Origin of the sequence: Micromonospora musae, assembly GCF_003626635.1 — a bacterium.
GTDB classification, from domain to species: domain Bacteria; phylum Actinomycetota; class Actinomycetes; order Mycobacteriales; family Micromonosporaceae; genus Micromonospora; species Micromonospora musae.
The window spans coordinates 350,688-372,723 of the sequence record NZ_RAZT01000009.1; the positions used below are offsets into that span (position 1 = coordinate 350,688).

The 22,036-nt window shown below is 74.6% G+C and carries 20 protein-coding genes and 2 pseudogenes; 15 read left to right on the forward strand and 7 right to left on the reverse strand.

Annotation, left to right across the window (positions count from 1 at the left end):
* Positions 1-18: 18 nt before the first annotated feature.
* On the reverse strand, positions 19-357 hold the full coding sequence (locus D7044_RS19940; RefSeq protein ID WP_120689819.1) for an Asp23/Gls24 family envelope stress response protein: 339 nt from the start codon (positions 355-357) through the stop codon (positions 19-21).
* Positions 358-539: 182 nt separating this feature from the next.
* Complete coding sequence (locus tag D7044_RS19945; protein ID WP_120689820.1) at positions 540-722, reverse strand: hypothetical protein; 183 nt, start codon at positions 720-722, stop codon at positions 540-542.
* Between the two features lie 201 nt (positions 723-923).
* Here D7044_RS19945 and D7044_RS19950 point away from each other — a divergent pair, with 201 nt between their 5' ends.
* Positions 924-1,802, forward strand: coding sequence for a PDDEXK family nuclease (locus D7044_RS19950; protein ID WP_120689821.1), 879 nt, complete (start codon positions 924-926; stop codon positions 1,800-1,802).
* 310 nt (positions 1,803-2,112) lie between these two features.
* Positions 2,113-3,342, forward strand: a complete 1,230-nt coding sequence (locus D7044_RS19955; RefSeq protein WP_120689822.1) for a hypothetical protein — start codon at positions 2,113-2,115, stop codon at positions 3,340-3,342.
* Positions 3,343-3,512: 170 nt separating this feature from the next.
* Here D7044_RS19955 and D7044_RS19960 read toward each other — a convergent pair whose 3' ends face one another.
* A complete protein-coding gene (locus D7044_RS19960; protein WP_120682181.1) occupies positions 3,513-3,860 on the reverse strand; it encodes a histone-like nucleoid-structuring protein Lsr2 in 348 nt (115 codons plus the stop codon).
* A 175-nt stretch (positions 3,861-4,035) separates the two neighbouring features.
* Entirely contained in the window at positions 4,036-4,677 is a 642-nt protein-coding gene (locus tag D7044_RS19965; protein WP_120689823.1) for a response regulator, read from the reverse strand.
* Between the two features lie 66 nt (positions 4,678-4,743).
* On the opposite strand from D7044_RS19965, the gene D7044_RS19970 reads away from it, so the two are divergent.
* The 4 genes from D7044_RS19970 to lon all read left to right on the forward strand — a co-directional run bounded on the left by D7044_RS19970 (position 4,744) and on the right by lon (position 9,127).
* Positions 4,744-5,478, forward strand: a complete 735-nt coding sequence (locus D7044_RS19970; RefSeq protein WP_120689824.1) for a sensor histidine kinase — start codon at positions 4,744-4,746, stop codon at positions 5,476-5,478.
* A gap of 77 nt (positions 5,479-5,555) precedes the next feature.
* Complete coding sequence (locus D7044_RS19975) at positions 5,556-6,428, forward strand: manganese catalase (RefSeq protein ID WP_120682187.1); 873 nt, start codon at positions 5,556-5,558, stop codon at positions 6,426-6,428.
* 60 nt (positions 6,429-6,488) lie between these two features.
* Positions 6,489-6,752, forward strand: coding sequence for a hypothetical protein (locus D7044_RS19980; RefSeq protein ID WP_120689825.1), 264 nt, complete (start codon positions 6,489-6,491; stop codon positions 6,750-6,752).
* Between the two features lie 38 nt (positions 6,753-6,790).
* On the forward strand, positions 6,791-9,127 hold the full coding sequence (gene lon / locus D7044_RS19985; RefSeq protein WP_120682191.1) for an endopeptidase La: 2,337 nt from the start codon (positions 6,791-6,793) through the stop codon (positions 9,125-9,127).
* Positions 9,128-9,303: 176 nt separating this feature from the next.
* On the opposite strand, the pseudogene D7044_RS19990 reads toward lon, so the two are convergent.
* A pseudogene (locus D7044_RS19990) lies at positions 9,304-11,010 on the reverse strand (DEAD/DEAH box helicase); the annotation flags it as partial.
* A gap of 141 nt (positions 11,011-11,151) precedes the next feature.
* Positions 11,152-12,054: a hypothetical protein gene (locus tag D7044_RS19995; protein WP_233565053.1), complete on the reverse strand. Its 903-nt coding sequence runs from the start codon at positions 12,052-12,054 to the stop codon at positions 11,152-11,154.
* 82 nt (positions 12,055-12,136) lie between these two features.
* Between D7044_RS19995 and D7044_RS20000 the strand changes: the two genes are divergently transcribed.
* The 3 genes from D7044_RS20000 to D7044_RS20010 are packed head-to-tail and all read left to right on the forward strand — an operon-like array spanning position 12,137 to position 14,450.
* Positions 12,137-13,291: a sensor histidine kinase gene (locus tag D7044_RS20000; protein ID WP_233565054.1), complete on the forward strand. Its 1,155-nt coding sequence runs from the start codon at positions 12,137-12,139 to the stop codon at positions 13,289-13,291.
* On the forward strand, positions 13,288-13,893 hold the full coding sequence (locus D7044_RS20005) for a response regulator transcription factor (protein ID WP_120682196.1): 606 nt from the start codon (positions 13,288-13,290) through the stop codon (positions 13,891-13,893). Before D7044_RS20000 ends, D7044_RS20005 begins: the two co-directional genes overlap by 4 nt.
* 41 nt (positions 13,894-13,934) lie before the next feature.
* Entirely contained in the window at positions 13,935-14,450 is a 516-nt protein-coding gene (locus D7044_RS20010; protein ID WP_120682198.1) for a 2'-5' RNA ligase family protein, read from the forward strand.
* Positions 14,451-14,487: 37 nt separating this feature from the next.
* On the opposite strand, the gene D7044_RS20015 is transcribed toward D7044_RS20010, so the two are convergent.
* Complete coding sequence (locus tag D7044_RS20015; protein ID WP_120689827.1) at positions 14,488-16,713, reverse strand: family 43 glycosylhydrolase; 2,226 nt, start codon at positions 16,711-16,713, stop codon at positions 14,488-14,490.
* Positions 16,714-16,833: 120 nt separating this feature from the next.
* Between D7044_RS20015 and D7044_RS20020 the strand changes: the two genes are divergently transcribed.
* From D7044_RS20020 to D7044_RS20045, 6 genes and pseudogenes are all read left to right on the forward strand, one after another.
* A complete protein-coding gene (locus D7044_RS20020; protein ID WP_120689828.1) occupies positions 16,834-17,580 on the forward strand; it encodes an ArsR/SmtB family transcription factor in 747 nt (248 codons plus the stop codon).
* Between the two features lie 129 nt (positions 17,581-17,709).
* A complete protein-coding gene (locus tag D7044_RS20025) occupies positions 17,710-18,288 on the forward strand; it encodes a cytochrome P450 family protein (protein WP_147434691.1) in 579 nt (192 codons plus the stop codon).
* 7 nt (positions 18,289-18,295) lie between these two features.
* Positions 18,296-19,162, forward strand: a complete 867-nt coding sequence (locus D7044_RS20030) for an isocitrate lyase/PEP mutase family protein (protein WP_120689830.1) — start codon at positions 18,296-18,298, stop codon at positions 19,160-19,162.
* 223 nt (positions 19,163-19,385) lie between these two features.
* Positions 19,386-20,348 (forward strand): DUF5715 family protein, encoded by a 963-nt coding sequence (locus tag D7044_RS20035; protein WP_120682208.1) that lies wholly within the window; start codon positions 19,386-19,388, stop codon positions 20,346-20,348.
* Between the two features lie 4 nt (positions 20,349-20,352).
* Positions 20,353-21,009: pseudogene (locus tag D7044_RS20040) on the forward strand (asparagine synthetase B family protein); the annotation flags it as partial.
* Positions 21,010-21,172: 163 nt separating this feature from the next.
* Positions 21,173-21,649: a DUF1203 domain-containing protein gene (locus D7044_RS20045; protein WP_233565055.1), complete on the forward strand. Its 477-nt coding sequence runs from the start codon at positions 21,173-21,175 to the stop codon at positions 21,647-21,649.
* Positions 21,650-22,036: the final 387 nt, after the last annotated feature.

Genomic DNA, 22,036 nt, shown 5'->3' on the forward strand with positions numbered 1-22,036 from the left:
CGGCGGCGGTCCGGCCGGTCACGTCGGCACCGGCACGTCGACGCCCGGTACGACGACGTCCGTCACCGTGACGGTCACCTCCCGCACGGTCAGCCCGGTCGACGACGTCACCTGGTCGATCACCGCGTCCCGGATGGCGTCGGCGACGGTCAGCACGCTGCGGCCGTACCAGGTGACCACGTCCACGTCGACGCTCACCGTCCGGTCGTCCTGGCGGACCGTCACCCCGTACGGCCGGGCCGGCACGATGACCAGGCTGTGCACGCCGGGAGCGTGCCGGGCCGCCTGAGCGCTGATCCGCGCGACGGCGTCCGGGGCGACCCGGGTGGGGCCCGGGTCGGTCGTCGGGTCGGTCATCGGTGCCTCCCTGCCTTTAGTGCGGTGTCCAGAAACGTTCACCGGGCCGCGCCGGGCCCAGACGACGACCGGCCGCGTTGGAGTCTGGCCTGGATACAACACCGGTATCCAGGCCAGACTCCGCCTTGCCGGACCGCCGCCTGGACCTCGCCGCGACACCGCCAACGTTCGTGGACACCGCACTAGCGCCGCCGCGCGACCCGGTCGCCGAGTCCGGTCGCCGCGACGTCGCCGCCCAGGATCCGGACCGCGAGCCAACCGACCAGGCCGGCCAGCAGGACGAGGCCGGCTGCCGCCGCGCCGGCCAGCGCCCCGCCGGCTGTCAGCAGCAGAGCGGCGAGAACGCCGAACCACGGTCGTGACATGGCACCTCCCGGCCGGCGCGCTACCGACGTGCAGGTGGATACACGCTCGTCGGGCGTCGGAACGTGGCGATTATGTGATTCACATCACACAGCTCATCATCGTCGGTTCGTCGGTGCGGCCCGGGCCGCACCGGCGACGCGGCTCCCATGATCCACCCCTAGACTCGGTCGGTCGACCGATCGGCGGATGGAATCAGGCGGATGACGATCACCGGCAGTGACGAGGGCAGGCTGCTGCGGACGCTGCCCGTGGCGGGCGGGCGGGCCCCGGTGCTGCAGCGCGCCGGTCACCAGGTGCACCCCGCGCACCGCCTCGGCGAGCTGGTGCCGGGGCGCCCGCCGGGCATCACCGGGAACCAGTGGAGCACGGCCAGCCGCGAGGGGTACGACCTCGTGGTCTGCGCCGGGGAGAGCGGTCGGATCCGCGCCGCGGTGGAGATCCGTCCCGCCGCGCCCGGAGGCTCGGCGGCGCAGCGGGTCGAGCGGATGAAGGCCACCGTCGCCACGGCGGCCGGCCTGCCGGTGCTGCGCGTCGAGTCGCCCACCCTGCGCGCCGCCGACCACGCTCGTCGCTTGGTGGAGTACGTCCTCGACGCGCGCGGCTACGCCGCGGCGACCGCCGCCGACCCGGAGGGGCCCACGCCGGTCGGATTCCGCGAGATCCTCGGCCGGCTCCCCGACGGGCGCACGGGGTACGTGAACGATCTGGGCGCGCTGGCCCGCGCCGCGGCGGTGGAGGCGTACGTCTCCCGCCGGCTGGTCGACCCCATCGTGCGCGGACTGCACGTGCGGTGGGCCGGTGGGCCGGCGGAGGGGTGGAGCTGGGTGGAGGTTCGCCCCGGCCGCTGCCTGGTGGAGCGGGTGACGGTCCGGGAGCACGGCTTCTCCTGCGGGATCGACCCGGCGTGGCTCGCGGAGGATCTGGCCGCGGTCGCGATCGGCGAGCGGCTGCGCGAGCTGGACGACGCCGAGCCGCAACTCGTCGCCCGGGACGCTCTCCGGGCCGACATCCTCGCGTTGCAGGCTCGACGCGACGAACTGGTCGACGGTTTCGCGTTCGACCACCTCTGCGCGGACTGACTTCTTCCGACGTTTTCTGGGCCGCCGGTACTCCCTGACCAGCGGCTCCCGGTCCGGGCCGCCGCGCCCCGCCGTCGCCTGAACAATTTTCTGGCGGCGCGTTGAACCCTCGCCGCAGGCGTTCCGTACCTCAGCGGGAATGGAGAAGATCTCCCCCTCCAGGGCACCGGAGGCGGGGGACGGTACGGAAATGGCATCGTCGACCGTCGACGTATGACGGCGCGCCACGGCTGCCGCAGTCGTGGCGTGCGCGCAATTCCGGCGGTCGCTGAGGGCACGGATCCACCGGATCGCGAAGGAGAGCAATTCGATGCGCAGGTCCACACGGGCGCGCCGGTCGTCCGGTAACACGCGAAGCAGGCGTCTGCTGGCCGTGGTCGGTACGCTCGCGGTCTTCGGCGGGATTGTCGCCGTGACCCAGATCTCGTCGGCCGAGGACCGGCGGCCCGGCAAGCCCCGGCCGGCAGCGGGGGCCTGCGTGCAGCCGAGCGCCGGCGCGACGCCGCCGGCCGGCCGCGAGGAGACCAGCCGGACCTGGCAGGACGGTCGGTGGGTGCGTAACCATTGGGGCGACGGGCAGCAGTGCCAGCCGGGGACCGGCGGCGGCAGCGGCTCCGGCGGCTCCGCGATCGCCTGTCCCGACGTCGCCGGTGAGCTGCCGGAGGTGCCGCGCCGGGCGCGGGCCGAGGTGGAGCGCAACCTCGGCCAGTTGCAGGCGCAGATCACCCAGGCCGACCGGCGACTCGCCGCCGACGGCGACCGGGGCGAGCAGTTCGTCCGTGACTCGATCCTGCGGCCGTTGGCCACCCAGCGCCGCGCCACGCTGGCCCGGATCACCACCGCCATCGACCGGTTCGGGCCGCGCCCGCAGAACCTGGCCCGGCTGGCCGAGTGCCAGGTCGCGCCGGTGGGTGGCGACGACGGTGGGACCGACAACGGCGGCGGCCCGGGCGCACCCGGCACCGGTGCGCCGAGCACCGGCGCGCCCGGCTCCGGCCTGGACGTGCTCGCGAACAACTGCGACGAGAGCCGGCTGCAGGCGCACGACGGCTTCCAGAACGGCAACCGCTGCGTCAGCACCGCCTTCGGTGAGGTGGGCGCCGCCGCCAACAACCCGTCGCTGCTGATCACCGACTTCCCCGAGGAGATCGGTGCCAACCAGCCCTTCACGTTGCGGGTCAGCACCCGCAACCTGATCCGGGACCGCTTCCTCCCCGCCGGTCAGGGCGGCTACTACGTGGAGAGTTCCCTGCTCAACGAGGAGGGGCTGGTACGGGGCCACTTCCACACGGCCTGCCGGATGCTGGGCAGCGTCGACGCTCCGCCGGCGCCGCAGGAGGTGCCCGCCTTCTTCGTGGCCACCGAGGACGGCGGGGGTGGCGCGGAGCCGGACGAGGTGACCATTCAGGTCCCCGGCCTGCCGCAGTCCGGTGTCGCGCAGTGCGCGGTCTGGGCCGGCGACGGATCGCACCGGCTGCCGATGATGGAGCGGGCCAACCAGACTCCCGCCTTCGACGCGGTACGCATCCAGGTCGGCTGAAGCCCGAACCGGCGTGGCCGGGCCACCCGGGGCGAGAGGCTCCGGGCGGCCCGGCCGTCGCCGCGCGATGGCCCGGAGGCCGCCGAACGCCATCCGGCCGGCCCGCGCGGGCCGGCCGGATGGCGTGTTGTCGCCCCGCCGCGACGAATCGTCAGCCGTCGCGGACAGGATCAGCGGTTCTTGTACGCCTCGGAGACCTCGACCGGGATCCGACCCCGCTCGGAGATCCGGTAACCGTTCTTGGCGGCCCATTCCCGGATGGCGCGGTTCTGCTCCCGGTCCATTCCGGCGCCGCCGATCCGGGCTGCCCGCCGCCCGCTCCGGGGGGTCTCCACGTTGCCGCGGCCGACTCGGCGACCGGCGGTGATGTAAGGATCGAGCGCCTTACGCAGTACGCCGGCGTTTTCGTCCGAGACGTCGATGGTGTAGGCGACGCCGTCGAGGCTGAACTCGACAGTCCGGTCGGCCTTTCCACCGTCGAGGTCGTCGGTCAGCACCGTGATTACTTTTCTGGCCATCGCCGATTACTCCCTGTCTGGGGCGGGGTGTGGTGCAAAGTTTGACGTACGATCCCGGTAAACCGCAAGAATACGGTCGTTTCATTTCGGCGGGTCGTGTTTTCGCACCATCAATAGTGTGCCTGATGGCGTAATCGGTCCCGCGATCGGTAGGCCCTGGAATCGGCCCGACCCGTCATTCGCCCAGCAGGCCCACCTGGCCGGCGAGAGCGGCGGCCTCGGCCCGGCTGGAGACCCGCAGTTTCCGCAGCAGCGCCGCGATCATCCGCTTCACGGTCCGTTCCGACACGTGCAGCTCCTCGGCGATCTCCACGGTGCTGCGGCCGGTGGCGAGGGCCCGCAGCAGGCGGCGCTCCTCGCTGTCCAGGTCGATCGCGACGGCCCGGGTGGGTCGTAGCAGCGCACGCAGCAACTCCGACGGAAGCACCGCCCAGCCGTCGAGGATCGCCAGCAGTGGTGGCAGCAACTCCTCGGGCTCGCTGCTCTTCGGCAGGTACCCCTCGGCGCCGGCACGCAGCGCCTCCAGCGCCGGGGCCGGGTCGTCGCCGCCCGACATCGCCACGATCCGTACCCGGGGTGTGGTCCGCCGGATGGCGGCCACGGCGCGCACGCCGCCCGGCGGTGGCATGTGCAGGTCGACCAGGGTCAGGTCCGGATGGGTGCGGCTCACCAGCGAGGCGGCCGCAGAGGCGTCACCGGTCGAGCCCACCACCTCCACCCGCTTCTCGGTCGCGGCGGGCAGCAGAAGTTCGAGCCCGCGTACGAAGAGCGGGTGGTCGTCGACGACGACGATCCGAATGGTGGGCCTGTCCGGCATGTCTGCTCCGTTCCCCAGCGGGTACCGATCATTCGGGTACGCACCGGTACGAGGGGAGCTGGGCGGATGCGGGGACGGTACGGGTTGCCGGGGCTGTTGCGAGGTCTCCGACGGATCGAGCCGACCGGCGGAGTTGGTGACGAATCGTCGCCGGCCGACCCGGAGCTGCTGCTGCGGGTGCTCTGTCACGAGTTCCGCGCCCCGGTCAGCTCCCTGACCTCGCTGACCAGGGCGCTCGCCGACGAGCAGCGGGAACTCACCGGGGTCGACCGGCGGGCGATCACCCGGCTCGCCCGGGACCAGGCGGCCCACCTGCAGGCGCTGCTTCGGGACGCCACCGCCGGCGCCGGGGCGCTGACCCTCCCGGCCGCGACCGACCCGGTCGTGCCGCTCGGCGACGTCCTCCGCGAGGCCGTGGCCCTGGTGCCGGTGGAACGTCGGCGGGCCCGGGCCACCCGGCGGGCGCGGCAGTGTCCGGTGCCGGCGCGGCGTACCCGGCGGGTGCTGACCAACCTGGTGGAGAACGCGCTACGGCACGGGCCCCGGGACGGCCGGGTGGGGCTCTACGCGGCGCTTCGCGGCCCCAATCTCAACCTGCTGGTGACGGACGAGGGGCGGGTGGACGGCGCACTGCTGGAGGCGCTGTGCCGGCCACAGCCGGGCGCCGGCATGCACGGTCTCGGGCTGTGGATCGTCCGGCGGCTCGTCGCGGCCGACGGGGGCTCGGTGCACGTGCACCGGCTCCGCCCGCGCGGGGTGGCGCTGGAGGTGCGGCTGCCGCCGCTCGCGCATCCGAATTGACCCGCCGGGGTCGCCGATTGGCGCGGCCGGGCCAGCGACGCGGGAAGTGTCCCCGGTATCGGTACCGAGGAGGAGATGTGTTCAGCCACCTGAAGGATCTGCAGTTCGAGGCGAAGCCGGACGGTCCCGACGCCGCGTTCGCCCGGCGGCTCCAGGAGATCCTGGGCGGCAAGTGGGGCGAGATGACCGTCGCCAACCAGTACCTCTACCAGGGCTGGAACTGCCGGCTGCCCGGCAAGTACAAGGACCTCTTCCTCGATGTCGGCACCGAGGAGATGGGTCACGTCGAGATGATCGCCACGATGATCACGCGGCTGCTGGAGAACGCGCCGCTGTCGTTGCAGGAGGCGGCGGCCGAGGAGAACCCGATGGTGGGGGCGATCTACGGCGGCGCCAATCCGGCGCACTTCATCCACGGTGGCGGTGGGGCGCTGCCGGTGGACAGCGTCGGGGTGCCGTGGAACGGCTCGTACATCACCGCCAGCGGCAACCTGATGGCCGACTTCTACCTGAACGTGGCGGCGGAGGCGCAGGGCCGGCTGCAGGTGGCCCGGCTCTTCAACATGACCGACGATCCGGGGGTCAAGCAGCTGCTGCGCTTCCTGCTGGCCCGCGACACCATGCACCAGAACATCTGGCTGGCCGCCATCGAGCAGCTCAAGGAGGACGGCCTGGAGGAGATGCCGGTGCCGGAGGCGTTCCCCGACTCGGGGGAGCTCACCGAGGAGTTCGGCTACACCTACCTGGACTTCTCGCCGGGCACCGACGCCTCCGAGGGGCGTTGGGCGGCCGGGCCCACCCCGGACGGCAAGGGCGAGTTCCGGTACGACAACAGCCCCCGGGCGCACGCGCCGGAACCCGTCCTGCCCCCCGGTGACCCGCGCCTGTACGGGACCGAACCGGGCCTGCTCGGCGAGTTCGCCACCGAGGTCGAGAGCAGGCTCACCTGACCCCGCCGTGCCGGGCCGCCCACGCGGCGGTCGGCACGCGTACCCGAGGAGGTGCCGAGGATGTCGTCGCATCCGTTGATCCCGGTCGCCCGTACCCGCGTGAAGCTCGCCGTCTGCGCGGCGCTGACCGTCGTCGCGGTCATCGCCGGGCTGCCCGCCTGGACGGTGGCCGCACTGGCCCTGACCAGCATCGCGATCCCGGTCGCGGTGCTGCTCGCCGGCGGCGCCAGGCTGCTGTGGGAACTGCTGCTGCCGCCGCCCGGTGACCGCACCGAGGGTGGCCTGGATCACACCCCGGAAGAAAGGGACCGCCTCGTGACTTGAGCCTGACACGCTCAACTCAATGCGATGGCAGGTGTTCGATGGCAACTCTTCCGGTACTTCCGCTGACCGACGCCGTGCTGCTGCCCGGCATGGTGATCCCGGTGACCCTCGACCCGACCACTCAGGCCGCGGTCGACGCGGCCCGCGCCACCGGCGACCGTACGCTGCTGGCCGTGCCCCGCATCGACGGGGAGTACGGTCCCGTCGGCGTGGTGGCCACCATCGAGAAGGTCGGCCGGCTGCCCAGCGGGGAGCCCGCCGCCGTGATCCGCGGGCTCTCCCGCGCGCGCATCGGCTCCGGTGTCCCCGGCCCGGGCGCCGCGCTCTGGGTCGAGGCCGCCGAACTCTCCGAACCCGCCCCCGCCGGCCGGGCCCGCGAACTCGCCCGTGAGTACCGCGCCCTGGTCTCGTCGCTGCTCCAGCAGCGGGGGGCCTGGCAGGTCATCGACGCGATCGAGCGGATGACCGATCTCGCCGAACTCGCCGACTCCGCCGGCTACGCGCCCTGGCTGAGCCTGGAGCAGAAGAACGAACTGCTCGCCGCCGCGGACGTCACCGCCCGGCTCGAACTGCTCGTCGGCTGGGTCAAGGAGCACCTGGCCGAGCAGGAGGTCACCGAGCAGATCAACAACGACGTGCGGGAGGGGCTGGAGAAGTCGCAGCGGGAGTTCCTGCTGCGTCAGCAGCTCGCCGCGATCCGCAAGGAGCTCGGTGAGGACGAGCCGGACGGCTCGGCCGACTACCGGACCCGCGTCGAGGCCGCGGAGCTGCCCGAGAAGGTACGCGAGGCGGCGCTGCGCGAGGTCGGCAAGCTCGAGCGGGCCAGCGACGCCTCCCCGGAGGCGGGCTGGATCCGCACCTGGCTGGACACCGTCCTCGAGATGCCGTGGAACACGCGTACCACCGACAACACGGACCTGGCCGAGGCGCGCGCGGTGCTCGACGCCGACCACGCCGGCCTGCCGGACGTGAAGGACCGCATCCTGGAGTACCTCGCGGTACGCAACCGGCGCGCCGAGCGCAACCTCGGCGTGGTCGGCGGGCGCGGCTCCGGCGCGGTGCTCGCCCTGGCCGGCCCGCCCGGTGTCGGCAAGACCAGCCTCGGAGAGTCGGTCGCCCGGGCGCTCGGGCGCAACTTCGTCCGGGTCTCCCTCGGTGGTGTCCGGGACGAGGCGGAGGTCCGCGGTCACCGGCGCACCTACGTCGGGGCGCTGCCCGGCCGCATCGTGCGCGCGCTGCGCGAGGCGGGCTCGATGAACCCGGTCGTGCTCCTCGACGAGGTGGACAAGCTGGCCGCCGGGTACGCCGGCGACCCGGCCGCCGCGCTGCTGGAGGTGCTCGACCCGGCGCAGAACCACACCTTCCGGGACCACTACCTGGAGGTCGACCTCGACCTGTCCGACGTGCTCTTCCTCGCCACCGCGAACGTGGTGGAGAGCATCCCCGGCCCGCTGCTGGACCGGATGGAGCTGGTCACCCTGGACGGCTACACGGAGGACGAGAAGGTGGCGATCGCCCGCGACCACCTGCTGCCCCGGCAGCGGGAGCGGGCCGGGCTGACCGCCGACGAGGTGACCGTGGCCGACGAGGCGCTCGCCCGGATCGCGGGAGAGTACACCCGAGAGGCCGGGGTACGGCAGCTCGAACGGGCGCTGGCGAAGATCCTGCGGAAGGTGGCGGTCACCCTCGCCACCGACCCGACGCCGCTGCAGGTCGACGACGGCAACCTGGCCCAGTACCTGGGCCGGCCGAAGTTCACCCCGGAGTCGGCGGAGCGGACGGCGGTGCCCGGCGTGGCCACCGGCCTGGCGGTCACGGGCGCCGGCGGCGACGTGCTCTTCATCGAGGCCACCGGCATGGAGGGCGAGCCGGGGCTGACCCTGACCGGTCAGCTCGGTGACGTGATGAAGGAGTCGGCGCACATCGCGCTGTCGTACCTGCGCTCCAACGGTCGACGCCTCGGCATCGACCCGAACGAGCTGGCCGGACGGCGGATCCACGTGCACTTCCCGGCGGGGGCGGTGCCCAAGGACGGCCCCAGCGCCGGCATCACCATGGTGACCGCGCTGGCCTCCCTGGTGACCGGCCGGCCGGTCCGGCCCGAGTTCGGGATGACCGGTGAGGTGACCCTCTCCGGTCGGGTGCTGCCCATCGGCGGGGTGAAGCAGAAGCTGCTCGCCGCGCACCGGGCGGGCCTGACCGAAGTGATCATCCCGAAGCGCAACGAGCCGGACCTGGACGATCTGCCCACCGAGGTCCGCGAGGCGCTGACCATCCACACCCTCTCCGACGTCGCCGACGTGCTCGCCCTGGCGCTGCGCCCGGCCGAGCTGGAGACGGAGTCGCTGGACGGCCCGGCGCTCGCCGCGGCCTGACGCCTGATCGGGAAGGGCCCCCGACCACACCGCAACGGTGTGGTCGGGGGCCCTTTCCGCGCGTGCCGCGGTGGTCAGCGGTGGTCGCGGTCCCGCCGGTCGCGGCGGTCGCCCCCGTACGGCCGGTCACGACGGTCACCGCCGTACGGCCGGTCGCGGCGGTCCCCGGCGTACGCCCGCTCCCGGCGATCGTCGCCGTCGCCGTCCCGGTCGCGGCGTACCGTCGCCTTGCGGCCCTTGATGGTGCTGGCGCGCAGCCCCGCGATCACCTCGTCGGCGACGGCGTGCGGCACCTCCACCAGGGAGAACCGGTCCGCGATCTCGATGGAGCCGATGTCCCGGCCGCTGATCCCGGTCTCGCCGGTGATCGCACCGACCAGGTCCTGCGGGCGTACTCCGGCCCGGCGACCGAGCCCGACGAAGACCTGGGTGGTGCCGCCCGTGCGCGGCCGGCCGGTGGCGCCGCGCCGCTCGCCCCGCGCCCCCTCGCGCGGGCCGCGCAGCGACACCTGGGGGATCTCCTCCTCGTCGTCCGCGCCCGGCGACGTCGCCTCGTGCGCCAGCCGCACCGCGGCGAGGGCCACCTCCATCAGGTCGAACTCGTCGGTCAGCGACTCGACGATCACCCGGAACGGCTCCAGGTCGTCGTCGAGCAGGCTCTCCCGCAGCGCCGCCTGGGTCAGCTCCAGCCGGCGGGTACGCAGATCCGCCACGGTCGGGATGGTGTCGATGGAGATCCGCTGTCCGGTGACCCGCTCGATGGTCTTGAGCATCCGGTGCTCGCGCGGCTCGGCGAGGGTGATCGCCACCCCCTCCCGACCGGCCCGCCCCACCCGGCCGATCCGGTGCACGTACGACTCGGGAGCCGACGGCACGTCGTAGTTGACCACGTGGGTGAGCTGCTCGACGTCCAGACCGCGCGCGGCCACGTCGGTGGCGACCAGCAGATCCGCCGTTCCGGCGCGCAGCCGGCCCATCACCCGGTCGCGCTGCTCCTGGCTCATTCCGCCGTGCAGGGCCTCCGCGCGGTAGCCGCGGCCGTTCATGGTCTCGGTGAGGCGGTCCACCTCCTCCCGGCTGCGGCAGAACACGATCGCGGCGGTCGGCGACTCCACGTCCAGCACCCGGCCCAGTGCCGCCGGCTTGTGTGCCCGGGCCACCAGGTAGGCGCTCTGCCGGACCCGGGGCGCCTCCCCGGCGACCGGCTGCTCCCGCCGAATGAGGATCCGGACCGGGTCGGTGAGGTGCTGCCGGGCCATCCCGTCGATGCGCGCCGGCATCGTGGCCGAGAAGAGCACGGTCTGCCGCTGCTCCGGCGCGTGCTGCAGGATCGCCTCGATGTCCTCGGCGAAGCCCATGTCCAGCATCTCGTCGGCCTCGTCCAGGACGACGGTGGCGAGGCCACCCAGCCGCAGCGTCTCCCGGGCGATGTGGTCCAGCGCACGGCCCGGGGTGGCCACCACCACGTCCACGCCCGCGTCCAGCGCCCGCAGCTGCCGGCCGATCGGCTGCCCACCGTAGATCGGCAGCACCCGGGTGCCGAGTTCCCGGCCGTACCGGTGGAACGCCTCGGAGACCTGCACCGCCAGCTCCCGGGTCGGCACCAGCACCAGCGCCACCGGGTCGCCGCCGTCACGGTGCGCCGGCATGCGCTGCAGCAGGGGCAGCGCGAAGGCGGCGGTCTTGCCGGTGCCGGTGGCCGCCTGACCGAGCAGGTCCTGACCGGCCAGCAGGGGCGGGATCGCCTCCCGCTGGATCGGGGTGGGCTCCTCGTAGCCGAGGGCGGCCAGCGCGCCCAGCAGCTCGGGGCGCAGCCCCAGGTCCGCGAAGCCGTTCGCCTCGGTGTCGCCCGGGTCGGTGGGGTGGATCTGTGCCGAACTCATGCGACAAGCCTTTCATCACCGCCTCGTGCCCGCCGCGCCGACCGGCACCTCTCCGCCGCCGACGCCTGCGGACCGCCCCGATGATCAAGCGATCCGGGCCCGGGTCGGGCCGTGCGGCGGCCCGGCGGCGCGACCTCGGGGTCAGGTGGTCAGGAGCGCCAGGATGATCGTGACGCCGACGATCGCGTCGAGGACACCGCACCATTCGGCGTAGCCACGGGGCACGACCTCGTCACGCCGGTGGTGCACCACGTCCCAGACCGCGTGACCGAGCCAGCCGAGCGCGACCAGCCACGCTGCGGCCCGCCCGCCGGCCGCCGCCGCGACCAGCGCCAGCGCCGACCAGGCGACCAGGCCGCCGAGCTGCCGGGTCAGCACACCCGGCCCGCGCAGCCGGCGACGGTACCCGCCGATGATCAGATACCCGGCGGGCAGGATCAGCAGCGTCCACGGCCCGAGCACGGTCGGCGAGATCCAGAGGTCGATCGTCATCAGCAGAGCGAGGCCGGTCGGCCAGCGGCGCAGCAGGGCGGCGACCAGTCGTCCCCGACGCGGTGTGTCGGCGGGCGGCTCGTGCCGGTGGCGCAGCGCCACGAGCACCATGGCGGGCACCATCAGCAGGTGACCGCCGAGCATCATCGCCTCGCCGTCGAGCAGGCCCGCCCAGTAGGGCGGGAGCAGCATCAGGAACGGGACGTACATGGCGGCGGCCATCCCGGCGCACGCCGACCAGGTGTGCCGGCGGTACCGCATCCAGACCGTCATCCCGGCGGTCATGTTCGTCGCCATCACCAGCGCGGCGACCTCCGGCTGGTCGAGCAGGCCGGTGAGCCCCGACGGTTCGGCGACGAGCGACCACACCGGGCCGAGCAGGAGCATCCCGGCGATCATCGCGAGGGTCATCTCGCCGAGGTGCCGCAGCAGATGGGCGACGCCGCCCGCCCGGCGCGGCGCGGCGGCGGTCGTCGGCTGGTGAACTCGGATCTGCGTCATGCCGTAGACCCTGCCGGTGAGCGCGACCCGTCGGGCAGACCAGGATGTCACCGGATCTCCGTGCGATCTGCACGGTCCACCCGTGACATTCCGCAGGGGCGGATCGGGCGGCGGCGGCCCTACGATCGGGTCCGTGGCGCAGCAGGCGGCGGGACCCCGGGCGGATCGGCGGCTGCGCCGCGCCCGTACGGCCATGCTCCTCTCGCTGGGCACCGGGATCTGGGCCAGCCTGCTGCTGCCCCTGCTCGGCGTCGCCCGGGAGCCCGACGGCACGCGCGCCGCGCTCGGCGTGGTGGGTGTGGTCGCCTTCGTCGCCGGCCAGGCCGCGGTGCTGTACGCGGCGGTGACTCCCTGGCTGCCGCAGCGGTGGCGCCGCCGGTCCCAACTGGGGTTGGCCGTGGCGGCGTCGCTGACCGTCCCGCTCGTCGGTCCCGTCGCGGCGGGCGCGTGGCCGACGTGGGCGTGGCTGGGCGCCTCGCTGGTCGGCATGGCGCCGCTGCTCGTACGCCCGCCGGTGGTGCTCGCCGTGACCGCCGCGGCCCTCGCCGCCTCGGCCGGGGTGGCGGTATGGACCGGCGGCCAGATCTCCCGGTTCCTCCTGGTGACCGGCGGGGTCGGCGTGAGCGTCGCTCTGGTCAACTGGTTCCAGGTCTGGTTCTGGGACCTGCTCGTCGAGGCGCGGGACGGGCAGCGGGCGCAGGCCGGACTGGCCGCCGCCCAGGAGCGGCTCCGCTTCGCCCGGGACGTGCACGACGTGCTGGGGCACAGCCTCACCGTCATCGCGTTGAAGGCGGAGCTGGCCGCCCGGCTCGCCGAGGTGGATGCCGAACGGGCCGCCCGGGAGGCCGGCGAGGTGCAGCGCCTGGCGCTCTCCGCGCTGGCCGAGGTGCGCGAGGCCGTGCACGGCTACCGGAGCGTCGACCTGGGTGAACAGCTCGACGCCGTGGCGGCGGTGCTGCGCTCGTCCGGCATCCGGTGCACGGTCGCGCCCCCACCGGCCGACCTGCCGCCGGCGGCGGCGAGCGACCTGGCGGCCGTGCTGCGTGAGGCCGGCACGAACCTGCTGCGGCACAGCCGCGCCGGCTGGTGCCGGATCGAGATCGTGCGTGACGGCGACGTCGCCCGCCTGACGGTCGCCAACGACGGCGCCGCGGGTGGCGGACCGGACGAGCGCAGCACCGGTCTGCGTGGCCTCACCGACCGGCTCGCCGGGGTCGGCGGGCGGCTGCGCGTCCGGCGGGAGGAGAACGTGTTCACCCTCGAAGCCACAGTCCCGGTCGGGTCATGATCCGGCTCCTGCTCGCCGACGACGAGGAGCTGATCCGGGCGGCGCTGGCCGCCCTGCTCGGGCTGGAACCCGACATCGAGGTGGTGGCGGAGGCGGCCGACGGGCCGTCGGCGGTCGCGGCGGCGCTGGCGCACCGGCCGGACGTGGCGGTGGTCGACCTGGAGATGCCGGGGCTGACCGGCATCCAGGTCGCCGCCGAGCTGACCCGGGCGCTGCCCGGATGCGCGGTGGTCCTGCTCACCGGGCACGGCCGACCCGCGCACCTGCGTCAGGCGCTGACCGCCGGCGCCCGCGGCTTCCTGCCCAAGGGCGCGCCGGGTGGGGCGCTCGCGGACGTGATCCGGCGGGTGCGTGCCGGCGGCCGGTACGTCGACCCGGCGCTGGCCGCCGACGCGCTGACCCTGCCCGACTGCCCACTGACGCCACGGGAGCTGGAGACGCTGCGCCTGGCCGAGCTGGGCGCCCCGGTCGCCGTGATCGCCCGGCGGGCGCACCTCTCCAGCGGCACGGTGCGCAACTACCTCGCGGCGGCGGTGCAGAAGCTCGGTGCGACCGACCGGGCGGAGGCGATCCGGAGGGCGCGGGAGAACGGCTGGCTCTGAGCCGGTGCCCGGCCGCTTCCGGGGCCGACTAGCGTGGGCGGGTGCGTACGGTCGAACTGCTCTGCTCGGCGGAGCTGGACGCCACGGTGCGGGCGGCGTGGGATCGACTGGCCGAGACCGGTCTGCCCAGCCTGGCCCGCAACACCCATGCCACGAACCGGCCACATCTGACCCTCGCGGCGGTGGACGAGTTCCCGCCCGGCGCGCAGGAGCGCCTCGCCGACCTCTTCGACGCGGCGCTGCCCCTGCGGGCGCGGGTCGACCGGGTGGCGGTGCTCGACGGCAGCGCCCCGCTGGTGTGGCTGATCCGGTCGACTCCGGAGCTGCTGGCCCTGCACGGCGCGGTCTGGGACGTGCTCGCGGGCGCGCCCGGCGCGCAGCCGTGGCACCTGCCCGGTCGGTGGGTTCCGCATCTGAGCCTGGCGCTGCGTTTCCGCGCCGCCGACCGTCGCCGGGCCCGGGCGGTGATCGGCGGGGACCGGCCGAGCGGGGAGTTCGTCGCGGCGCGCAGCTACGACTCCGACCCTCGGTCGGTCACGCCCCTCTCCGGGTGCTGACCGGGGCTCCGTCACCGGGGCCCCGGTCAGCGCGCCGTCAGCGGTAGAAGCGTAGGTAGTCGAAGTCGGCGGTGACCGCCGGCGCGGCGCCCCCGTGCGCGACCAGCCCGATCCGGGGGGTCGTGTCGGCCGGGAAGGTCCACACCCCACCCCAGGTCCAGTGCTCGCCGTCCCGGCTGGAGGCGGCCCGGAACTCGTGCTCGCCGGTGGCCCGGTCGACGTGGTGCGCCAGCCGCAGCCAGGTGGCGCCGGCCGGGGTGCCGACGATGCTGCCGCCGTACACCGGCTGGCCGGCGAAGGGCAGCTCGTAGCCGTACTCCACCTGCCGGGTGTTCCAGATCGCCACCTGCGCCAGCCGGGCGAACCGGTCGTCGTCGACGTACGCCACCAGACCGGCCTGCTGGTAGTTGCGGACGCTCTCCTCGCCGAGGTCGAGGGTCACCTTCGTCTCGACCACGTAGTCGCCGACGGGCGCGTCGCGCAGCAGCACCCCGGCCGTGTTGCCGGTGCCGGTGAGGTCGGCGGACTGCACCGGCCAGCGCAGCGCGCCGCCGGCCACCGTCGCCGCCGGGTCCGGGCGTACCCAGCTCCAGGCCGGGCCGAGGCCGCCGGTGAACTCGTCCGAGTACGACGTGAGCACCCGCCCGATCCGGGGCGTCGCGACGGCCCGTGCCGGCCGGTACAGCCGGACCGCGCTCACGTTGTCGAACTCGGCGTCACCTGCGGTGGCGTGCAGGCCGACCCGGCCGGTCACCGGGCGGTCCAGCCGCAGCTCGACCACGGCGAGCTGGTCGCCGAGGCGGGCCGGGCTCAGCTCGGCTACGAGCAGGCGGTCGCGTACCTCGACGGCCAGGTTGTGCCGGTCGGCGGGAACGAAACCGGCGGGCAGCGGAGCGCTGGCCGTACGGCCGCCGTCGCTGGCCACCAGCCGGCCGGCTGCCGCGTCGACGCGGACCTCGACCCGGTCGGCGAGGGTGAGCCCGGCGGAGGCCGCGCCGGTCAGCCGCAGGTCGGTCTCCGCCCGCAGGTCGCCGCCGACGGTGGTACGACTCGTCAACGCGCCGCCGCCGGTGAGCCGACCGTCGGCGACCTGCCAGTCGCCGTCGGCGCGCCGCCAGCGCGCCAGGCCGGTGGTGTCGAACTGCTCGTCGAGCGGGCCGGTCGTGACCGGGGCGGGGCGCTCGCCGTCGGAGGGGCCGGCGCCGGCGTTCACGGTCGGCCAGCCGTCGATCCAGTCCAGCCGGTCGATGAGCATCGGCCGCTCGTTGACGCCGAACGGCTCGTCGAGGTACGGGTCCGAGCGGTCGATGGCGTGGTAGACGATCCAGTCCTGCCCGGACAGGTCGGTGAGGAACCCGTTGTGTCCGGTGCCGATCCAGCGGTTGCCGTTCTGGGTGAGCACCGGGGTGCCACCGGTCCGGGAGGCGGTCAGCGCGATGCCGTCGCGGTCCAGGAACGGCCCGCGCGGGCTGCGCGCACGTCCGACCTGCACCGAGTAGCCGGTGGCCGGGCCGGCGCAGCAGTTCGCGGTGGAGGCGAAGAGGTAGTACCAGCCGTCGTGGCGCAGCACGTAGCTGCCCTCGAACTTGTTGTCGACGGCGACCAGGGTGGGGGAGCCGGCCGCGCGCAGCCCGTCGGGGGTGAGCTCGGTGACCGAGACGCCGCCGTAGTAGCTGCCGTAGTAGAGGTAGTTGGTGCCGTCGACGTCGGTGAACTGGCTCGGGTCGATCGTCCAGAGCCAGCCACCGCCGCCGCCGGGGCGCGGGGCGACCACCGGCTCGTCGGCGAAGGTCCACGGGCCGGTCGGGGTGGGCGCGGTGGCCGCGCCGATGGCGTAGTCGCTGCCCTCCGCCGAGACGGTGGTGTCGGTGACCGTCACGTACATGACGTATCGGTCGCCGATGCGGCGCACGTCCGGCGCCCAGAACGCCGCGCCGTTCGCCGCGTAGGGCGGGCGCTGGTCGGGTCCGAAGGCGTCGCCGACGTACGTCCAGTCGACCAGGTCGGCGGAGCGGGCGGTGGGCACCCGGTGCGGCTGCCGCTCGCCCTCCCGCAGCGGGTCGGTGGTGCCGTAGGCGTACCAGTAGCCGTCGTCACCGCGGACGATGACCGGGTCGGCGAAGGTGTCGCCCACGTCGACGGAGATCGGGTTGCGGTAGTGGGGGGTCGAGTGGGCTTCGGCGGAGGCCGGCGCGGCGGCGGGGGCCGCCAGCAGCAGAGCGAGTACGGCGGCGAGCGCGCCACCGCGACGTGGTTGTCCCATCAGACCTGCCTTGCGTGCAGTGGATGTCGGTGCGAGCCGCGTCCCTTCCTACCGCGCCTCGTGCAACGTTGTAAAGACCGGTCGGCGAAGAGCGAACCGTCCGCGTGCCAGCATGGCCGGATGCACCCGAACACCGCCTGGGCCCCGGGGCTCGCGCACCTCGCCGCGCTGCTGGCCGACACCACCCGGGCGCGGATCTGCCTCGCGTTGCTCGACGGTCGGGCCTGGACGGCGGGAGAGCTGGCCCGGGCCGCGGGAGTCGCCCCCTCCACCGCGAGCGACCACCTCAGCCGCCTCGTCGAGGGTGGCCTGCTGGCGCAGGAGCGGCAGGGGAGGCACCGATACCTGCGGCTCGCCGACGCGAGCGTGGCCCAGCTCGTCGAGGACCTGGCCGCTCGGCTCTCCGCGCCGCCCGCCCCGGACCGGTCGCTGCGGACCGCCCGGGCCGGCGCCGCGCTCGCCTACGCCCGGACCTGCTACGACCATCTCGCCGGGCGCCTCGGCGTGCTGATGCACGACGCGCTGCTGGACCGGGGACTGCTGGACCGCTCCGCCGGACTGGCCCTCACTCCGGCCGGAACGCGCTGGTGCGCCGAGCTGGGGCTGCCCGTCGCGCCGCTGCGCGCCACCCGCCGGCCGTTGCTGCGCGACTGCCTGGACTGGACCGAGCGGCGGCCGCACCTCTCCGGCGCCCTCGGCGCGGCGCTCTGCGCCCACCTGTTCGACCTGGGTTGGCTCACCCGGGGCGCGGGCCGGGCCGTCCGCCTCACCCCGTCCGGCACTCCGGCGCTCGCCGCCGCGCTCGGCCTGGACCCGGCCGACCTCGCCCCACCGGCCGACGCCGACACCGGCGGCGGACGCGCCTAACCTGGCGTTCACGATCATCCCGGCCGAGCCCGGTCGAGTCGATCGACCAGCTCAGGCATCGCGCTCGGTCCGACCGCCCGCGGCGACACTTCGGCGTCGGCCGCAGCATCCCGGCCCTAGCGTCGTCGGGTGACCCTCACCCGGCCCCGCATCACCCCGATTCCCGGCACCCCGCCCTGCGGCCCACCCAGCATGGACCCGCGGACCGGTTGCACGCTGACCCGGTACGCGGACGTGCGCGCCGCCCTCCCCGCCCCGGCCTGCCGCGTACCACCCGCCCGCCCCGGCACGGCCTACACGCTCGACTGGCTCCGTGGCCTGGTGAGCCGATTCAGCGCGCCGGAGAACCATCCCGCCCGGCGGTCGGCCGGCCTCGCGGCGCTGGCCCCGCTAGACCCGGGCGAGCTACGCGCCGAGGCCGTCCGGCGGACCACCGACGCCCTGGACCGGGCCGATGGCCGGTTCGACGTGCCGTCCGCGCTCGCCCGGCGCGTACCGGTGGGGGTGCTCGCCGCCCGACTCGGGCTGGCCGATCCGGTGGCCGCCGTCGAGGCGGTGGCCACGATCGCCGCCGCCTACCAGCCCGGCGCGGACGCGGCTGCGGTCCGGCGGGCCGACGGGGCGGTCGCGGTGCTGGTGGCGCTGGCCCCGCCCGCCCGACGTACGAATCCCATCCGCTGCTGCGGGTGCCGTCCCGGCTCGAGGTGATCCCGCGATGACGACACCATCCACCGCCACCGGCCGGTACGCCGACCGCTGCGCCGCCTTCCGCGCGCTGCATCGGCCCGGCCACCCCCTGCTCCTCCCCAATGCCTGGGACCACGCCTCGGCGGCGATCTTCGCGGCCCGGTCCTACCCGGCCGTCGGCACCACCAGTCTCGGCGTGGCCGCCGCGGCCGGCCTGCCGGACGGCGCGGGGGCGACCCGGGCCGAGACGCTGCGGTTGGCCCGACGGCTGCGCCGGCTCCCGGTGCTGCTCACCGTCGACGTGGAGGCGGGCTTCAGCGACGACCCGGCGGAGGTCGCCGCCCTCGCCGTCGAGCTGGCCGGGCTCGGCGTCGTCGGCATCAACCTGGAGGACGGCCACGCGGACGGTTCGCTCGCCGCACCCGCGGCGACCGCGGTCAAGGTGGCGGCGGTCAAGGCCGCCGTGCCGGACCTGTTCGTCAACGCCCGCACCGACGCGTGGTGGCTGGGCGTACCCGATCCGCTCGACGCCGCCGTGGAGCGGGCCCGGGCGTACCGCGCGGCCGGCGCCGACGGTGTCTTCGCACCCGGCGCCCCTGACGAGGAGACGATCCGGGTCCTCGTCACCGAGGTCGACGCTCCGCTGAACGTGCTGTACCGCCCGGGTTTCCTGGGCGTCGACGAGTTGGCGCGGCTCGGGGTGGCGCGGGTGAGCACCGGCTCGCTGCCGTTCCGAGCCGCGCTCGGCGCCGCGCTGGCCGGTGTCGACGCCCTCACCCCGGCGCGGGCGGGCGTAGACGCCGGTCGCGCCTCGGCCGGCCCGGTCGCGTCGCCCGGGCCGCCGTCGTACGGCGAGGTGCAGGCGCTGACGGAGGGGTGGACGCCGGAATCTTGAGGTGCCCTCCGGCTCGGCGCGGCGGCGCCACGCGTCGCGGCGGTTGACCGGTTCGTGCCCCACCCGGTCGGCCTGCAACCTCCCGGCTGGGCATCCCGTGCTTTCCGAACCGTCGCCGTTCGCGGGGTGATAGGAGGAATGTTCGGCCTCCTCCCGATCCGACTGGTTACCGTGTCTGTGCAGGGCGAACGACCCAGTGTCGGGACCGCGGAGAGGACCGATCATGCGAGTGCCCAGCCGAAGCCCCGGAGGACGGCCCGGTCCGACCGTCGCCTCCACCGCCCCGGCCCGCCGCCTTCCCGCCTCCTCCGGCCCGCCGCCGGCCACCGACCCGGATCTCGTGGCCTACCGGGAGGCCGTCGCCGATCTGCTCGTGGAGGTCGGCGCGCTCGCCGACGCGCCGAGCACCGCCGCCCGACAGGTGCTCATCGACGAGCGGCTGCGCGAGCCGGCCCTCGCCGCCGTCCTCGACGCCACCCCGCAGGGGCTGCTGGGCGCCCGGGAGACGCTGCTGCTGGAGATGGCCCGCTACCAACCGAACCCCCGCAGCTCCGCCCGGGACCTGACGGCGCTGGTGCGGATCTACCTGCTCTCCCGCATCGACGTCATGTGGTGGCGCGACGTCGCGGACTTCGTCACCGACGACCAGGTCCAGGGCAGCCCCGACCTGGTCGACCTGGAGTGGCTGCGCCGCCGTGACCTGCTCCGCTTCCGCTACCGGGAGCAGCCGGCGACCGTGGTGGGCCGCAGCTGGCACGCGCTGCGACGCCGGCTGCGCCCGGAAGCCACGCCGCGCACCGCCGGCCTGCTCGCCCGGCGAGCCCGCCGCGAGGTCGTCGCGCTGCTCAACGATCTCGGCCGGGAGTTCGCGGCGGCCACCCCACCCGGCACCCCGCCACTGTGGGTGACCTCGCTCACCCGCAGCGTCGAGCACCAGCATCGGCTGCGTCGCCTCGGGTACGCCGCCATGCTGCCCAGCGGGCACTGCACCGGGTACGCCATGGACGTGGAGATGACCTGGTACGCCCGCTACGGGGTCCAGGAGACCCTGGCGGCCCTCCTGCTCACCCGGCAGCAGGCCGGTGAGATCAACGTCATCGACGAGGGGCAGGCCTGGCACGTCTGCCTCGCACCGGTCGCCGGGAGGCGGCTGCGCCGGGCGTACGAGGCCGAGATGGGCGTCTGAGCCGATGTGCGGCATCGCCCTGAGCATCGGCCCGGATGCGGATCCGGTGGTCTTCCGCCGGACGCTCGCCGTGCTCGCGCCGCTGGGCGCGGTGACCGAGGCCCGGTACGAGGGCGGCCTGCTCGCCGGGGTCCGCCGCCCGCGCGTGGTGGACCGGGAGCGGGCGGTGCGGCCGTGGACCTCCGCCGACGAGCGCTGGCTGCTCTGCTACTACGGCGAGATCTTCAACCATCGGCAGCTGCGCGCCGAGCTGAGCCGGCTCGGTCAGGTCTTCCGCGGTGACAGCGACACCGAGGTGGTGCTGGCCGCCTTCGAGCGCTGGGGTGCCGACGCCGTGCACCGGCTGGGCGGCGAGTACGCCTTCGTCGTGGTGGATCGGTCCACCGGTCGCGCGTACCTGGCCCGCGACCCGCTCGGCGGGAAGCCGCTGTACTGGGCCCGTGAGCCCGGCTGCCTGCACCTGGCCTCCGAGGCCAAGGCGCTGGTCCGGTACGCCGTGCCGATCAACGAGGTGCCGCCCGGACACCACGGCTGGGCGGACGCCGACGGCCACGTCCGGCTGCGTCCCCACGTGGACCTGCTCACCGTCGGCGAGCGACTGTCCGCGATCGACGATCCGGACGAGGCCGCGCTGCTCGGCCGTGCCGCGGTGCGGGACAGCTCCGGGTCCGGGTGGAACGCGGCGAAGGTGGTGCGCCGGCTGGTGTTCACGCGTCGTACCCACGGCGGTGACGGGGCCCCGCTCTCCGGCTGAGCGGATGCTCGCCCTGGTCGAGGTCCGATCTCCGCCAGCATTCCCGCCGGAGGCGGACCAGGCTGGGCAGGTGACCGCTCTGATCCGCTTCGTCATCCGCCCGCTCCCCGCCGACCTGCTCGACGCCGTACGCCGTACCCGCCGGGACGCCGCCGACCGGCCGGTCGAGGCCGCCACCGCCGCCGGTGGGGAACCGCTGCGCTGCTGCCTGCGCGACGCCGAGCCGGGGGAGGAGCTGCTGCTCTTCGGGTACGCACCGCCGGTCGCCGCCGGCCCCTACCGGGAGATCGGCCCGGTCTTCGCCCACGCCCTGCCCTGCTCCGGGCCGGAGTCGACCGGCTCCTATCCGGCGGCCTGGCGGGGGCGGGGGCAGGTCCTACGGGCGTACGACCGGCGGGGCCGCATCCACGACGGCCGGCGTCACGACGGCGCTGACCCGGAATCGGTGATCGCCGAACTGCTCGCCGACCCGGCCGTGCGTCAACTGCACAGCCGCAACGTGGTGCACGGCTGCTACATGTTCGCCGTCGACCGCGCCGAGGAGTGACCGGCGCGGGCGTCACGCGAACCGTGCCTGCGCCCAGCCGGTCCCGCTCGGCCGACCCCACCCCGCCTTCGGCGAGCGGAGAGCGGAGAGCGGCGACCGGCGACCGGCGGGGCGAACGGTGGGCCTGCTCGTCGGGCTTGAGTACCACCACAGCGAGCCGACGTGCCGGCCACCGTTCGCCTCGTCGAGGGGATCGCGACGAGGTTGATACCTCAGGGGCATATCTATGCCTCTGAGGTATCGACCTCGTGCTGATAATCGGCCCGGTGGCCCGGTGGCCCGGTGGCCCGGTGGCCCGGTGGCCCGGTGGCCCGGTGGCCCGGTGGCCCGGTGGCCCGGTGGCCCGGTGGCCCGGTGGCCCGGTGGCCCGGTGGCCCGGTGGCCCGG

Bases quoted from the DNA above. Each gene is read 5' to 3' on its own strand.
- D7044_RS19940 (WP_120689819.1), bottom strand. From the start codon at position 357: ATGACCGACCCGACGACCGACCCGGGCCCCACCCGGGTCGCCCCGGAC.
- D7044_RS19945 (WP_120689820.1), bottom strand. From the start codon at position 722: ATGTCACGACCGTGGTTCGGCGTTCTCGCCGCTCTGCTGCTGACAGCC.
- D7044_RS19950 (WP_120689821.1), top strand. From the start codon at position 924: ATGACGATCACCGGCAGTGACGAGGGCAGGCTGCTGCGGACGCTGCCC.
- D7044_RS19955 (WP_120689822.1), top strand. From the start codon at position 2,113: ATGCGCAGGTCCACACGGGCGCGCCGGTCGTCCGGTAACACGCGAAGC.
- D7044_RS19960 (WP_120682181.1), bottom strand. From the start codon at position 3,860: ATGGCCAGAAAAGTAATCACGGTGCTGACCGACGACCTCGACGGTGGA.
- D7044_RS19965 (WP_120689823.1), bottom strand. From the start codon at position 4,677: ATGCCGGACAGGCCCACCATTCGGATCGTCGTCGTCGACGACCACCCG.
- D7044_RS19970 (WP_120689824.1), top strand. From the start codon at position 4,744: ATGCGGGGACGGTACGGGTTGCCGGGGCTGTTGCGAGGTCTCCGACGG.
- D7044_RS19980 (WP_120689825.1), top strand. From the start codon at position 6,489: ATGTCGTCGCATCCGTTGATCCCGGTCGCCCGTACCCGCGTGAAGCTC.
- lon (WP_120682191.1), top strand. From the start codon at position 6,791: ATGGCAACTCTTCCGGTACTTCCGCTGACCGACGCCGTGCTGCTGCCC.
- D7044_RS20005 (WP_120682196.1), top strand. From the start codon at position 13,288: ATGATCCGGCTCCTGCTCGCCGACGACGAGGAGCTGATCCGGGCGGCG.
- D7044_RS20015 (WP_120689827.1), bottom strand. From the start codon at position 16,713: ATGGGACAACCACGTCGCGGTGGCGCGCTCGCCGCCGTACTCGCTCTG.
- D7044_RS20020 (WP_120689828.1), top strand. From the start codon at position 16,834: ATGCACCCGAACACCGCCTGGGCCCCGGGGCTCGCGCACCTCGCCGCG.
- D7044_RS20030 (WP_120689830.1), top strand. From the start codon at position 18,296: ATGACGACACCATCCACCGCCACCGGCCGGTACGCCGACCGCTGCGCC.
- D7044_RS20035 (WP_120682208.1), top strand. From the start codon at position 19,386: ATGCGAGTGCCCAGCCGAAGCCCCGGAGGACGGCCCGGTCCGACCGTC.